The 13,334-nt window shown below is 68.4% G+C and carries 15 protein-coding genes; 12 read left to right on the forward strand and 3 right to left on the reverse strand.

Features of this window, described 5'->3' with window-relative positions; genetic code table 11:
• Window positions 1-320: 320 nt before the first annotated feature.
• Complete coding sequence (locus ABEA82_RS16590; protein WP_345662250.1) at window positions 321-824, forward strand: hypothetical protein; 504 nt, start codon at window positions 321-323, stop codon at window positions 822-824.
• Between the two features lie 57 nt (window positions 825-881).
• On the opposite strand, the gene ABEA82_RS16595 is transcribed toward ABEA82_RS16590, so the two are convergent.
• Both ABEA82_RS16595 and ABEA82_RS16600 read right to left on the reverse strand, forming a co-directional pair.
• Window positions 882-1,844: a quinone oxidoreductase family protein gene (locus ABEA82_RS16595; RefSeq protein WP_345662251.1), complete on the reverse strand. Its 963-nt coding sequence runs from the start codon at window positions 1,842-1,844 to the stop codon at window positions 882-884.
• A gap of 280 nt (window positions 1,845-2,124) precedes the next feature.
• Window positions 2,125-2,628: a helix-turn-helix domain-containing protein gene (locus tag ABEA82_RS16600; RefSeq protein ID WP_345662252.1), complete on the reverse strand. Its 504-nt coding sequence runs from the start codon at window positions 2,626-2,628 to the stop codon at window positions 2,125-2,127.
• Window positions 2,629-2,994: 366 nt separating this feature from the next.
• Between ABEA82_RS16600 and ABEA82_RS38685 the strand changes: the two genes are divergently transcribed.
• The 11 genes from ABEA82_RS38685 to ABEA82_RS16660 all read left to right on the forward strand — a co-directional run bounded on the left by ABEA82_RS38685 (window position 2,995) and on the right by ABEA82_RS16660 (window position 12,810).
• Window positions 2,995-3,426 carry a LuxR C-terminal-related transcriptional regulator gene (locus ABEA82_RS38685; RefSeq protein WP_423654877.1) on the forward strand — a complete coding sequence of 144 codons (432 nt, stop codon included), beginning with the start codon at window positions 2,995-2,997 and terminating at the stop codon, window positions 3,424-3,426.
• Window positions 3,427-3,622: 196 nt separating this feature from the next.
• A complete protein-coding gene (locus ABEA82_RS16615; RefSeq protein WP_345662253.1) occupies window positions 3,623-4,090 on the forward strand; it encodes a hypothetical protein in 468 nt (155 codons plus the stop codon).
• Window positions 4,087-5,334, forward strand: coding sequence for an MAB_1171c family putative transporter (locus ABEA82_RS16620; RefSeq protein WP_345662254.1), 1,248 nt, complete (start codon window positions 4,087-4,089; stop codon window positions 5,332-5,334). The genes ABEA82_RS16615 and ABEA82_RS16620 overlap by 4 nt, the downstream gene beginning before the upstream one ends.
• 242 nt (window positions 5,335-5,576) lie before the next feature.
• On the forward strand, window positions 5,577-6,977 hold the full coding sequence (locus tag ABEA82_RS16625; RefSeq protein ID WP_345662255.1) for an MFS transporter: 1,401 nt from the start codon (window positions 5,577-5,579) through the stop codon (window positions 6,975-6,977).
• A gap of 48 nt (window positions 6,978-7,025) precedes the next feature.
• Window positions 7,026-8,120, forward strand: coding sequence for an NADH:flavin oxidoreductase (locus tag ABEA82_RS16630; protein WP_345662256.1), 1,095 nt, complete (start codon window positions 7,026-7,028; stop codon window positions 8,118-8,120).
• 13 nt (window positions 8,121-8,133) lie between these two features.
• Entirely contained in the window at window positions 8,134-9,267 is a 1,134-nt protein-coding gene (locus ABEA82_RS16635) for a Gfo/Idh/MocA family protein (RefSeq protein ID WP_345662257.1), read from the forward strand.
• Window positions 9,260-9,718, forward strand: a complete 459-nt coding sequence (locus tag ABEA82_RS16640; RefSeq protein ID WP_345662258.1) for a nuclear transport factor 2 family protein — start codon at window positions 9,260-9,262, stop codon at window positions 9,716-9,718. The genes ABEA82_RS16635 and ABEA82_RS16640 overlap by 8 nt, the downstream gene beginning before the upstream one ends.
• On the forward strand, window positions 9,681-10,694 hold the full coding sequence (locus tag ABEA82_RS16645) for an AvrD family protein (protein ID WP_345662259.1): 1,014 nt from the start codon (window positions 9,681-9,683) through the stop codon (window positions 10,692-10,694). The genes ABEA82_RS16640 and ABEA82_RS16645 overlap by 38 nt, the downstream gene beginning before the upstream one ends.
• Window positions 10,691-11,278, forward strand: a complete 588-nt coding sequence (locus tag ABEA82_RS16650; protein WP_345662260.1) for a hypothetical protein — start codon at window positions 10,691-10,693, stop codon at window positions 11,276-11,278. Before ABEA82_RS16645 ends, ABEA82_RS16650 begins: the two co-directional genes overlap by 4 nt.
• Window positions 11,279-11,303: 25 nt before the next feature.
• The gene (locus tag ABEA82_RS16655; RefSeq protein WP_345662261.1) at window positions 11,304-12,077 is read left to right on the forward strand and encodes an ATP/GTP-binding protein; all 774 of its coding nucleotides are present in this window, start codon (window positions 11,304-11,306) and stop codon (window positions 12,075-12,077) included.
• A 1-nt stretch (window position 12,078) separates the two neighbouring features.
• Complete coding sequence (locus ABEA82_RS16660) at window positions 12,079-12,810, forward strand: SDR family NAD(P)-dependent oxidoreductase (RefSeq protein WP_345662262.1); 732 nt, start codon at window positions 12,079-12,081, stop codon at window positions 12,808-12,810.
• Here ABEA82_RS16660 and ABEA82_RS16665 read toward each other — a convergent pair.
• On the reverse strand, window positions 12,807-13,238 hold the full coding sequence (locus ABEA82_RS16665; RefSeq protein ID WP_345662263.1) for a MarR family winged helix-turn-helix transcriptional regulator: 432 nt from the start codon (window positions 13,236-13,238) through the stop codon (window positions 12,807-12,809). The two genes, ABEA82_RS16660 and ABEA82_RS16665, sit on opposite strands and share 4 nt — an antisense overlap.
• Between the last annotated feature and the right edge of the window lie 96 nt (window positions 13,239-13,334).

A 13,334-nucleotide genomic window follows, 5' to 3' on the forward strand; every position in this document is an offset into this window, starting at 1 on the left:
CCCCCTCCGCCGAGCGCGCCACTTTCTCGCATTCTGGTGATTGATTGGTCAACCATCAGCTCGTCCAGGACAGGCGTGACGAGTCGTCTCCGCGTCCCGAAATCACCGTGTCCCTCCGGCTCCAGGCGCCCCGCACCCGACGGATTGCTCACGCTGCCCGCACAGGCCGCGCCGGGAGCGGAATTCGGTCATGCGCGTGGCCGAGACCGAGACCTTTCGCCGGCAGGATCCCTGTCACATGATGGACAGGCTGGGGACCACAGTGACGAGGGAGACGGGGAGCGATGAAACGCCGGCACATACGCAGGAAATGCGGCGACTTGATACAGAGCCTCGACCTCACGGCCCCCTTCTCTGTGGAACGCCTCCGCGAACAGGTCGCCGAGCGTCTGCAGCGCACGATCCGGCTGGCGCCGCTGGCGTTCCCCGTCGAAGGCCCCGCCGGACTCCTCGTCTCCACCGCCTCCGTGGACTACGTGTTCTACGAGGCACACACCACGGTCACCCATCAGACGCACGTCATCGTCCACGAGTTGGGCCACCTCTTGTGGAACCACGCCCACACGGGTCCCGGTGAGGACGGCGAGCCCCACGAGAGCAGGTCCTTGTTACCGAAGGACATCGACCCTGCTCTCATCGAACGCATACTGGGGCGTACCCACTACAGCCAGCCCGAGGAGTACGCGGCCGAGTACTTCGCCACGCAGGTCCTCAAGCTGGTGAGCGGCCCGCTCTCCCCTCCTGCCGCGGTGCCGCCCGGCATGAGTGATCTCGTGAACCGGCTCGAACGCTCACTGCAGCACAGCGGCGGTCACCCGAGGTGATCGCGCTTTCGAGTACGTCTCTCGACGGCACCCACACCCTGTACGGCGTCATCGCCCTCAAGGGCGGAGAACGAGCTTCCCCTTCGTCCGGCGGCCGAGCAGGTCCTCGTGCGCGTCGCGGGCCCGCGCCAGGTCGTACTCCGCGCCGACCAGAGGCCGCAGGCGACGTCGCGCCGTGAGGTCGAGCAGCTCCGCCAGCGCCGCACCACCGGCTCCGTCCCTGGCGATGAGCGGGACGACCCAGAAGCCTGCGACGGAGATGCTGTCCACCGCGAGCCGACCCGGCGCGATCGCGGAGGCCGGCTGCCGGGACGAGGCGCCGTAGGTCACCAGTCGGCCGAGGTATCCGAGTGCGTCCAGAGCGCCGTCGAGGACGGGGCCACCGACGGCGTCCAGGATGATGTCCACCGGGCGTCCGTGATTGGCGTCGAGGATCCGCTCCCGGTAGCCCTCCGCGGCGCCGTCGACCGCCGCGTCCGCGCCGGCTTCGAGGGCGAAGGCACGCTTGTCGTCGGACGACGCCGTGGCGATGACGCGTCCTGCCCCGAACTCCCGGGCCAGCTGGACGACGAGACTGCCCGTCCCACCCGCGGCAGCATGGACCACCACGCTCTCCCCGGGCCGGATGCGCGCCACCGACCGCAGCAGATGCCACGCCGTCAGCCCTTGCACGAGAACGGCCAGCGCTTCGCCCGCGCTCACGCCCTCCGGCAAGGCGACCAGGTCGCGGTCGGCGACCACCGTCTGCTCGGCGTAACCGCCCTGGCGAACATAGCCGAGGACTCGTCGTCCAGCGGCCGTCCGGCCCACCACCTCCATGCCCGGAACACGCGGCAGCGGGCCTCGGGGAGCGTACGGACCGTCGGTGTGCTCACCCGCGATCTGCTTGATGTCGCCGAAATTGACACCCGCGGCCTCCACCCGGACCAGAGTCTCGCCCGGCCCCGCCACAGGGGCCGGCACATCGGCCTCCACGAGGACCTCGGGGCGGCCGAACCGCTCGTACCGCATGGCACGCATAACCAGCCTCTTCCACCACGATCATCGTTCTCATGAGTCCGGCGTCGTCACGACAGGCCTCCAGCCCGGTGGGGTGCACGCTCACGCTCGCGAACCGGATCCGTTCGCACCGAGCCCGCGGCATGGGCACCTGTGCGTCGGTCGGCAACCCGGCCCGGTCACCGGCCGGCGCCTCGGCAGGGAAGCGGAATGCTTCGCCCGGCACCGCTATGGGCCCCCTCCCCAGCCGCCCCCGACGATCCCCCCCGTTCCGCCGCGACGCCCAGGGATGTGCACGACCTCAGCCGGCTGGTCGAGGGCTGTCCTGCCCGCCATCCTGCCCGAGGCTGTCCTGCCCGGGTGCCAGGCCCTCCATCTGGCGGAGCTGGTCGAGTATGGCTTTCGCGAACTCGAGGCCCTTGGGCGAGAGACCCACCGCACGCATGGCCACCCCAGTGACTCCCGCGCGCTCGAGGGATCGCAGATCCTCCTGCGTCAGACCGGCGTCACGCCACGCCGCCAGCTCTTCGAGCTTCCTCTCGGTGAAACTTCCGGAATCTTCATCCAAGAAATACGAGACCGATACGCCGAAAAACTTCGCCAGAGCCTCAAGGTGATGTATGCGCGGATTCCCTCGCTCACCATTGCGAAGGTAGGCGATGTACTGCTTGGAAATATCGCCGCCCTGAGCCCGGACGGCCCGCGCGACCTCCTCGTTGCTGAAGGGGCCGCGACCACGTGGGTGGACGGTCTCGAACAGACGATTCAGTCTCCGAGCCAGCAATCCAGGCGGGTGTGTCCCCATTTATCCCTACTCCTCTGATCTCTGGACTGACAACTGGAGGCATGCTCGAGAGGGGTGACGACCATGCCAGTTGACGGGGCCAAGGTGGCAACGTAACGTCTATGAGCGTTCACACACAGGGCCTTCAAGGCGCTGCGCACGAAGGCTACTGCATGCCGTCTAGTGCCTCAATGTCCGTGTCGGCACTCGCAGTTGAGTTCGCCCTGGGACTCCCGCCGGAGTGGTTCGACCGGCCACTCCCCTGAGGAACGGTGCAGTTTTAAAACGACGCTCATCCTGTCGCCCGGGAGGGCCATCTCGCGCATTGCATTCGATGAGCGCCTGTCTTCTCATTTCTTTTGGCAGAACCAAGGGGGAAGCAGCAACGTGAACGAAGCACCGGACGTGAATCTCACCACCCGGGAAATGGGAGTTCTGCGCTTACTGACCGACGGATTGAGCAATCGACTCATCGCTCGCAGGCTCGACATATCCGAGAAGACCGTGAAGAACCACCTCAGCGGCATCTACCCCAAAATCGGTGCGACCGACAGAACCCAGGCCGCCCTCTACGCCCAGCGCTTGGGCCTGACAGAGCAGCGTGACGCGACACCATCCGCCAGCCCCACCCTCACGGCACGGGAGAACGTGGTTCTGCGCCTGCTGGCCAGAGGTTTGAGCAATCGACTCATCGCTCGCAGGCTCGACATATCCGAGAAGACCGTGAAGAACCACCTCAGCGGCATCTACCCCAAAATCGGGGCGACCGACAGAACCCAGGCCGCCCTCTACGCCCAGCTCGTAGGTCTCGCCGACTGATCGGACTGCGCCGGCTTACGGGATTCGATCGGCCATGTGGCCGAGACGAGGATCTTCCGTGAAGGGCATCCCTGCCACATGATGGACGTGAGGGGCAGTGCCATGGCGAGGGAAACGGGGAGTAATGAAGCGCCGTCACATACGCAGAAAATGCGGCGACCTGATACAGAGCCTCGAGCTCACGGCCCCCTTCTCCGTGGAGGACCTCTGTCGGCAGATCGCCGAGCGGCGACAGCGCACGATCCGTCTGGCGCCCCTGGCATTTCCCGCCAGCGGCCCCGCCGGACTCCTCGTCTCCACCGCCTCCGTGGACTACGTGTTCTACGAGGCACACACCACGGTCACCCATCAGACGCACGTCATCGTCCACGAGTTGGGGCATCTTGTGTGGAACCACGCCCACGCCGGCCCTGGTGAGGGTGGCGGCTCATACGAGGGAGGCTCCTTGTTACCGAAGGACATCGACCCCGTCCTCATCGAACACATGCTGGGACGAACCCAGTACAGCCGACCCGAGGAGTACGCGGCCGAGTACTTCGCCACCCAGGTCCTTCGGCTGGTCAGCGGTCCGCCCTTCGACACGGCCGCCGCGCCGCCCGGCGTGAGCGCTCTCGACACCCGGCTCGGGCGCTCCCTCCAGCACGGCGGTGCTCACCAGAGGTGACCACGCCACTCTTATACGTCTTCAGTTGCACCCACATCCTGACCGGCCTCATCTGCCTGGCCGCCTTCCGCTACAAGTGGCGTGACTTCAGGCGGGATCCGAAGAACCTCGCGCTCGGCGCACTGTGCGCCACACGCTTCTTCAACGGGCTCGCCTACCTGCTCCTCGCGCCAGTGACGTACGTGTGGATCGGGAAGTTGTCCGGGGTTCCCAACCTCGGCACGCTGCTGGGCCACTCCTTCATCGTGCTGGCGGCCCTGGCCGCGCACGTGATGGTGACCGGATGGTTCCGCTCACCCACGGAGGCACGTCGCCGTCTGCCGCAGGTGACACTCCCGTATCTCCTCGCCATCGTTGTCATGTCCGTCCTCTTCTTCGCCAGTCCCCTGCCCGGTTCGCACCCCGTCGACTTCGAGGTCCACTTCGCCACCCATCCGACGGCGGGCGCCTATGTCGTCGTCTTCGTCGTCACATACGGCCTCAACCTCGCCAACACGGCTCGGCACACCTGGCCCTCCTCGCGTGCCGTGGGCCTGCCCTGGCTGTCGCAGTCACTGCTCCTGACCACCGTGGGGTCCTTCTTCGTCGTGGGTTTCATCCTGGGGAAGCTGCTCGGGGTCGTGGGGCGCTGGTGCGGGGTGACCTGGTGGGATCAGACCTCCATCCTGTGGAGCCCCCTGATGGGCATCGCCGGCTCCGTCCTGCTCGTCGCCGGCTACACCTTGCCGGGCTGGGGGGCTGCTCTCTCCTGCCGGCTCGGGCAATGGAGGTCGTGCTACACGCTCCACCCCCTGTGGTCCGCGCTCTGCGGAGCCGCCCCGGGTATCGCCCTGCACAAACCCCGCTCGCCTTACCTGGCTCTGTGCCGCAGGGACCTTCAGACATGGTTGTACCGGATCGTCATCGAGATCAGGGACGGGCAGCGCCTGCTGCGCCCCTATGTGTGCGACACGTGCGAGGAGCGACTGCGGCAGACACTCCGGAAGTCGGGCCTGATACGGGGCGACAACGCAGACCTCCTCCTGGAGGCGGCACTCCTCGCCCTGGCGGTACGGCGCAAGAAAGCGGGCTTCCAGCCCTCCGGTCAGCCGACCGGCTCCGGATCACGCCACTCGGGCAGTGAGTTCGCGGACGAACTGGCCTGGCTACGGCAGGTGGCGCAGGCGTACGCACGGGTGTCGGCGGACCCGCGACTGCTGCCGTCGCTCCACGACTGCGCATGTTCCATGGCGCCCAGCCGCTGAGACGTCCGGGCCAGACACCGCATCAACACAGCGTTCCATACGGGGAGTTCAAGCCGCCGAGTCGATATGACGCCCCCTGTGTACCCAGCGGGAGCACGACCTGGCACGCCTTCAATTTGGTTTAAGTTAGCTTGATTATTGGATCATTTAAGCTGTATGTTTCTGCTCGCTACTGACGGAGCGATGGTTGGTCACTCCCCGTCACAACCGACTCGCGACACGATGAAGGTGCAGGTCAAGGTATGGCTTCGGTCGCCGATGAGACAGCGGACGCGACAAGTGAGGGACAGTCGGTACGGTCACCTGGCACGGTTGCGTTCCTCGCCGTGGCCCTGGGGTTCTTCCTCGCCGCACTCGACGCCACGGTCGTCAACGTGGCAGGCGCCCGCCTCGCGGACGACCTCGACTTATCCCTGTCTTCACTGACCTGGGCCGTTGACGGCTACATGCTCCCCTTCGCGGCGCTGCTGCTGCTCACCGGGGCGCTCGCCGGCCGATACGGCGCCAAGTCCTTCTACATGGCGGGCCTCGCCCTCTTCGTCGCCGCCTCGGTGGGATGCGCACTGGCACCTGGCGGAGCTGCCCTGGTGACCGCCCGAATGGTGCAGGGAGCGGCGGCCGCGCTGTTCCTTCCCGCCTCCCTCGTCCTGCTGATGAGCACCTTCACGGACCCGGGCCGCCGGGCCCGTATCGTCGCGCTCTGGTCCGCCGCCGGAGCCACCGCCTCCGGCATCGGCCCGGTCGTCGGCGGACTGCTGGTCAATTCGCTCGGCTGGCGCAGCATTTTCTGGCTCAACCTCCCGGTCGGGCTCCTCGGTCTCGCTCTCACCGCGCGAGTCATCCGGCCTGTACCCGGACGAGCCGGTGAGAAGGTCAGCCTCGGCGGGCACGCATGCGGTGGACTCGCGCTGGTGGCCGCCTCCTACACCCTCATCGAAGGGCCGGAACAGGGCTGGGGCTCCCCGCCGATCCTGGTGGGCGCGGTCGTGGCACTCGCCGCGTGTGTCCTGTTCGTGGTGCGCGAGCGCCGCTCGAAGGTCCCCGTCTTTCCGGTACGGCTCTTCGCGGACGCGCGCTTCGCCACCGCCAACGCGGTCGGCTTCCTCATCAACTTCGGTCTGTACGGCGTACTGTTCATGATCGGGCTGCTGCTCCAGCGTGAGTACGGCTCCTCGCCGCTCCAGGCCGGGGCACAAATGCTGCCGATGATGATCGTCTTCGTCGTCGGCAATCTCACCTTCGCCCGGATCGCCCCTACCGTAGGCGTCCGGTTGCCCACCCTGGCCGGCCTCTCCGCCGCCTCCGTGCTCAGCCTCGTCATGGCCGCGCTGTCCAGTTCCGACACCCCGTACTGGGTTCTCGCCATCGCCCTCTCGGTCGCCAACCTCGGCATCGGCTTCACGGCACCCGCCATGACAGCCGCTCTGATGGAGGCCGCCGGGCCGGCCGACGCGGGTATCGGCAGCGCGGCCTTCAACGCCAACCGTCAGATCGGCACCCTCGTCGGCGTCGCCGCCGCGGGCGCCGCACTCGCCTCCGCCTCGGACTGGTACGACGGGGCCCGCGTCACCTTCTCGGTCGCCGGCCTCGCCTACCTCCTCGGCCTGTTGCTCGTCGCGCGCTTCATCCGCACCAGTCCCTGAGGGAACGCCCCGGTGAAGGGGCGTCCCGCTGAAGCAGAAGGAGTTCACGTGACCACCACGTCACCGCTGTTCAGCCCGGTGACCATCGGCACCCTCACCCTGCCCAACCGGATCGTCATGGCCCCCATGACGCGCCAGCTCTCCCCGAACGGCGTCCCGGGCCCCGACTCGGCCACGTACTACGCCCGCCGGGCACGGGGCGGCGCCGGCCTCGTCATCACCGAGGGCACCACACTCGCCTCCTCGGCCGGTCCGGAAGGCGCGCCCCACTTCCACGGCGCCGCCCTCGAGGGCTGGGCCGCGGTCGTGCGGGCCGTGCACGCCGAAGGCGGCCGGATCTTCCCGCAGTTGTGGCACGTGGGAGCCTTCCGCGAGCCGGGCAAGGAGGTCTCACTGCCCACCAGCGCCGCCGGCCCCTCGGGGCTCGACGGGCTCGGAGAGACCATCGCCGAGCCCATGACCACGGCCGACATCGACCGTACGGTCGAGGAGTACGGGCGGGCCGCGGCCGATGCGCGCCGCCTCGGCTTCGACGGCGTCGAACTCCACGGAGCCCACGGCTTCCTGATCGACCAGTTCCTGTGGCCGCACACCAACCGGCGCACCGACGGGTACGGCGGTACGTCCGCCGGACGAGTGCGGTTCGCCGCCGAGGTGGTCGCCGCCGTACGGGCCGCCACCGGCCCCGACTTCCCCATCAGTCTGCGCCTGTCGCAGTGGAAGATGACCGACTTCACCGCACGACTCGCCGAGACGCCACAGGACTTGGAGGAGCTGCTGCTGCCGCTCGCCGATGCGGGCGTCGACGTCTTCCATCTCTCCACACGTCGGTTCTGGCTCCCCGAGTTCGAGGGCTCCGAGCGCACCCTCGCCTCGTGGACGAAGAAGCTCACCGGCGTGCCCGTGATCGCCGTCGGGTCCGTGGGCCTTGCTCCGAGCGACTTCGAGACCGCCTTCGCGGGGCAGCCGATGGAGTTCGCGCCCGTCGACCGGGCGGAGGAGCTCGTCGAGAACGGCGACATCGACCTGCTGGCCGTCGGACGGATGCTGATATCCGACCCCGAGTGGCCCGCCAAGATACGCGACGGCCGGACCTCCGAGCTTCAGGCCTTCGACCCGTCCGCGCTGATGGCGCTGGTCTGAGAGGGCACACGAGATGACGCATCCCAAGATCCGCGTGGGCATCATCGGAGCGGGGCCCGAGCGCAGCTGGGCAGCCCGCTCGCACGTTCCCGCGCTCCAGGCCCTCAGCGACCGGTTCGAGCTGGTCGCCGTGGGCACCAGCAGACCCGAGTCGGCCGCCCTGGCCGCCGAGCAATGGTCCGTGCCGCACGCCTTCGCCGACGCGCGGCAACTCGCCGAACACCCCGACGTGGACCTCGTGACCGTCGCGGTCAAGGTCCCGCACCATCTGGAGCTGGTGGAGACCGCTCTGGCCGCCGGGAAGCACGTCTACTGCGAATGGCCGCTCGCCCGGACCACAGCCGAGGCCGAGCGACTGCTCAAAGCGGCGCAGGCCGCGGACGTACGTCACTGGGTGGGCCTCCAGGCGCGTCAGTCGCCGGTCGTGAGCCATGCCGCCGAGCTGATCGCCGACGGGTACGTCGGCAGGGTCACCTCCGTGCACGTCCACGCGTCCCGGTTCCGCGGCACCGGCGTGCTGCCGTCCTTCGCCGCGTACACCCTGGACCGCGCCAACGGCGCGGGCACCCTGGAAGTCGCCGGCGGACACACCCTGGACGTGGTCGAGGCGCTCGTCGGACCGCTCACCCAGGTGTCCTCGGCCCTCTCGCTCCAGCGTGAGGAGTACACACTCGCCGAGACCGGCGAGCCCGTCCGCGCCACCTCTCCCGACGTCGTGCAGATCGCCGCCACGGCCACCGGTGGCGCCGCCGTGTCCGTTCACCTCCACGACGGGCGCATCCACGACGCCGGAACGCTCATCGACATAGCCGGAACGGAAGGCAGCCTGACCATCGCCTCCCAGGGGCAGGGAGCGCCGTCGGGCGTCCAGATCTCGGAACTGCGGCTGCTCGGCGCACGGGGTGCGGACACCGGGCACGCCGAACTGGAAACCCCCGCACACCACAGGGTGGTGCCGGCGGGTGTTCCCGGTGTCGCGGCACTCGGAGTGGCCCAGAACTACGCCCGGCTGGCCGCCGACCTCGCCGACGGCACGCATACCGTTCCCGGATTCGGCGAGGGTGTGCGGCTGCACCGACTGCTCGACGCCGTACGGAACTCCGCCGCGACCGGCACCCGGCAGTCCGTACCGGCCACAGGTGACTGACCCGATGGGCTCCGTCGACGAGACATCCGCCGGGCGGCTGGCCGCGGCCTGGATCGACGCCCTCAACCGCCGTGACCTGGACGCGGCACTGGAGCTGTACGCCCACGACGCCGTCATCGCCTCGGACGGAATCGGCCGTCTCGTTCCCGGGTCCGGAGGCGTACTGCGCGGAAGGGAGGCATTGCGCGACTACTGGCAGGCCGCCCTGGAGCAGTTCCCCGACACCCGGTTCACCTGCACGTCCGTGTACGCGGGGCACGAAGCCGTCCTCATCCACTACCGCAATGAAAGAGGTCTCGAGATCGGTGAGTTCCTGGTCCTGCGCGACGGCCTGGTGATCCAGGCCCACGGGACGAGGCGCATCCAGCCGGAGCCGTTACCCAGCCACACCTCACGGGGGAGTGAGACAGAGAATGCCAGAAGGGACCGTCCACTTCGAATCCATCGATGACCACCTGGGCGCCGGTCGTATGCGGTTCTTCGGCGACGGGTACCGGCGGATAAGGCAGCGCCTGGGCCGGATCAAGGTGGCCGCCGACACGTCGGCGGCGACGGGTTTCGCCGAATCCACCGCCTCCATCGACTACCCCAGTGACTGGTCGACCAAGTCGCGGGCCTCCGACCTCCGTCCCCACCTGTCCACCGTGGACGCCGCCGTGCTCAGCGTGCAGTTGTGCGAGGCGTATCTCAGCCAGGTGTACGCCATGGGGCCGGCGCAGCGGCGGCTGATGTGGCTGCGCCGGATGGAACTGAAGGCCAGCTCCACCCCACTGGAGCAGCTGGACCGGATCGACCTGCGCGCCGTCTGCACCGAGACGCGGCGTCTGCCCGACGGGGCCCTGTCCCTGTTCACCTGCCATCTCGGCAGCATGCGGGTGAAGTGCGAGATCGTCCACCCCGGCCAGGAGCCGCCCGTCGCCGCGGGGCTCGCCGACCTGCCGGAGGGATACCTCGGGGATCCCGAGGAACGATTCTTCGGTGCGGGTTACCGCCGCCGAGGTCATGTCATCCGTGATGTCCAGCTCGATCTGGGACTCATGCGATGTGCCGCGCACATCACCTGCGAGTCCGAAGGGCCGCTGCCGACCGGAGGGTTCGCCGGCGCCTTCGAGCCGTCCTTGTCGGCCGTCGACGCCATGGTCGTCGTACCGCAGCTGTCGCAGTCGCTGCTCTACAAGCTGGACGGCATCGACCGCGGTGAGTCCAACACGCTCTGGATGCGCAGGGTCACCATCGAGACGGACACTCCCCGTGTCCCGCTGCTCGCCCGGCTCGACGCCGTCACCACCATCACCGCCACCCGCCTGCTCAACCACGCGGGCGGTGTCTGGCGCACGTCCGACTGGGCCGGCACCTTCCAGGGCTTCCGCTACCGCTACAACCTGGCCCATCAGCTACCCGCCGGCCGGGGAGAGGACCTGACGTGAGGACTACGGGGGAAGGACCGGTACAACGGCTGGGAAACGTCCTGGCCGTCCGTGAAGGGAGCGAGCGCGTCATCTGGCGGCGCGCCGGAACCCACAGCTGGCGCGCCGAGAGCCTGTGGCCCCGGCCCGAGGACGAGGCCGACCTGGGCGCCCACATGGCCCGCCGGGACCCCCTCCTGGTGATCTTCGAGCGGCGGCACACCGTCGTGCCGGTGCTCGCCGAGGAGATGCTGCTGGCCCGGCCGGCCCTGCGGGCGTGCACAGAGTTCTCCGACGCCCCGGGCGACGACCTCGGCGAGATCACGCTGCCCTTCCTCGACTGGCTGCCCAGCGACCTGCGCGAACGCGGCATCCGGTTCGCGGCGGGCACGGAGAGGGTGCTGTCCGGGCCGAGCCGCTTGCGGCCGCGGGTACTGCTGGAGAGCCGTGACGAAACCGTGCCGCATGTCCGGTTCGTCCGGCTGGCGGTGCCCCTCGCGCTCTCGGCCTCCGATCTGGCCGCGCTCGCCGACAAGGCCTTCGGCGACGAGGAGGAGGCCGATCACTCCTCCTGCCCCTACCTGCACCGGGTCACCGTGTCCTGATCGAGCTATCGAAGGAGTGGTCGCCGTGAGCGACGAACGCATCATTCACCTGGCGATATCCGGCACGTACGGCACCGGCAAGAGCACCACCACCGAAGCCCTCTCCGTCGCCACCGGCATTCCCCGCACCCACGCCATGACCTCCCGCGAGATCCTCATGGACCTCATTCCCGGCAAGCAGGTGCAGGAGCTGAACGCCTTCGAGCTGATGAAGCTCGGACTGCGCCGGCTGGAAGAGCGCATCCACAACGAGGCACTCCCGGGGTCGTTCATTTCCGACGGCTCGGTGGTGCACGAGTGGGTGTACGGCGAGGCCCGGATGCGGGTCGGTATCAATCCGGGCGCCACCTGGTGGTTACGCACCATCAAGTCGGTCGCCGGATGGCAGGTGAAGAAGTTCCACCAGCAGTACATGGACATGTACGGCGAGATCACCAAGGCGCGCGCCCGGCGACTGTACGACGCGTACGTCCATCTGCCCGTGGAGTTCGAGATGGAGAGGGACGGACACCGGCCGGTCTCCGAGGAGTTCCGCAGACTCTCCGACGAACTCCTCATCGAATCCCTTGAGGAGATGGGTATCCCGTACCACGTCGTCGGCGGCACGATTGAGGAAAGGCTGGCGAAGATCGTGGAGTTGCACGACCTGCCGCTCGTCATGCCCCTCGAGGAGGCGATCCCTCTGGCGCAGAAGAAGGTCGCCGACGCGATCGACGTGCTCAAGAAGGATTCCCGCTACCACGACGCACGGCGCCAGAAGTCGCTGCGCCAGCGCGTCGCCTACGCCATGCGGTACTGACATGGATGCCCAGACCCGCAGAGTCGTCGCGGTCACCGGCGCCAACCGGGGGCTCGGCCTGCTGACCGTCCGAGCGCTGCTGGAGCGCGGGGACGAGGTGATCGCCCACCACCGGACCGACTCGCCGGAACTCGACGCACTGCGTGAGAAGTTCGGCGAGCGGCTGCACCCGGTACGCGGCGACCTGACCGAGGAGACCACCGCACAGGCCGTGACCGAACGGGCACACGCGCTCGGCCGGCTGCACGCGGTCGTCCACAACGCGGGCATCGCCAAGGACCAGCCGCTCGTGCGGATGCCCGTGGAGGACTGGGACGAGGTGATCCGCGTCAATCTGCGCAGCGCGTTCCTCGTCACCAAGCACGCCGTCCGGATGATGATGCGCAAGCGTTACGGCCGGCTGGTGTACGTGTCCTCGTTGTCGGCCGTCGTCGGCAACGCCGGTCAGACCGCGTACGCCGCGAGCAAGGCCGGGCTGCACGGGCTGTCCCAGGCGACCGCCCAGGAGTACGCCCGCTACGGAATCCGCACCGTCGTGGTCGCGCCCGGCCTCCTCGACACGGGACTCGCCCACGCGCTGCCGGACTCGGTGGCCCGTGCCAAGGCGGACCGCTCGTTGCTGGGGATGGGGTCGGCGGAATCCGTCGCCGAGACGGTCGCGTTCCTGGCAGGCCCGGGGGCCGACAACATCAACGCGACCGTCGTGCACAGCGACGGAGGTATCGCCTACTAGGGTGCGATGGGCTGCTGGGAGCGTTCGACCGCTCGCAGCAGCCCTTCACGCAGTCTCTCCTGCTCCACCGCGCTCAGGTGGCTGAGCGGTGAGTCGGCCGAGAGGGTGTGGATCAGCCGCTCGCGGAAGTCCTTCCCCTCCGGGGTGAGTACCAGTTGCTTGGCGCGCCGGTCGGTCGGATGGGGCCGGCGCTCCACCAGCCCCTGACCCTCCAGTCGGTCGATGACGAACGTGACATTCGAGGGTTCGCAGGTCATGGCGTCGGCCAACTGACGCATCGTGACCGGTGTGCCGAGCTCCCAGAGTGCGGTCGCCTGGGAGGGCGTCAGGTTCAGCGCGCCGAGACACTCGCGCATGTGAGCATCGAGGCGCCGCCCCAGCTCCAGCACCAGCCCGCGGATCTCCTTGATGGAGCCGGATGATTCCATAGGCCCGAGGATAACGCTGGATGTTTCAAGTGTGAATATTTTCCGTTGAAGGCATCGCGGGCCGTCGCCCGAACTCGTGGTGTCCGGGCCGACGGG

Source organism: Streptomyces venetus (assembly GCF_039540295.1).
GTDB classification, from domain to species: Bacteria; Actinomycetota; Actinomycetes; order Streptomycetales; family Streptomycetaceae; genus Streptomyces; species Streptomyces venetus.

Bases quoted from the DNA above. Each gene is read 5' to 3' on its own strand.
- ABEA82_RS16645 (WP_345662259.1), top strand. From the start codon at position 9,681: ATGCCAGAAGGGACCGTCCACTTCGAATCCATCGATGACCACCTGGGC.
- ABEA82_RS16595 (WP_345662251.1), bottom strand. From the start codon at position 1,844: ATGCGTGCCATGCGGTACGAGCGGTTCGGCCGCCCCGAGGTCCTCGTG.
- ABEA82_RS16600 (WP_345662252.1), bottom strand. From the start codon at position 2,628: ATGGGGACACACCCGCCTGGATTGCTGGCTCGGAGACTGAATCGTCTG.
- ABEA82_RS16665 (WP_345662263.1), bottom strand. From the start codon at position 13,238: ATGGAATCATCCGGCTCCATCAAGGAGATCCGCGGGCTGGTGCTGGAG.
- ABEA82_RS16625 (WP_345662255.1), top strand. From the start codon at position 5,577: ATGGCTTCGGTCGCCGATGAGACAGCGGACGCGACAAGTGAGGGACAG.
- ABEA82_RS16635 (WP_345662257.1), top strand. From the start codon at position 8,134: ATGACGCATCCCAAGATCCGCGTGGGCATCATCGGAGCGGGGCCCGAG.
- ABEA82_RS16660 (WP_345662262.1), top strand. From the start codon at position 12,079: ATGGATGCCCAGACCCGCAGAGTCGTCGCGGTCACCGGCGCCAACCGG.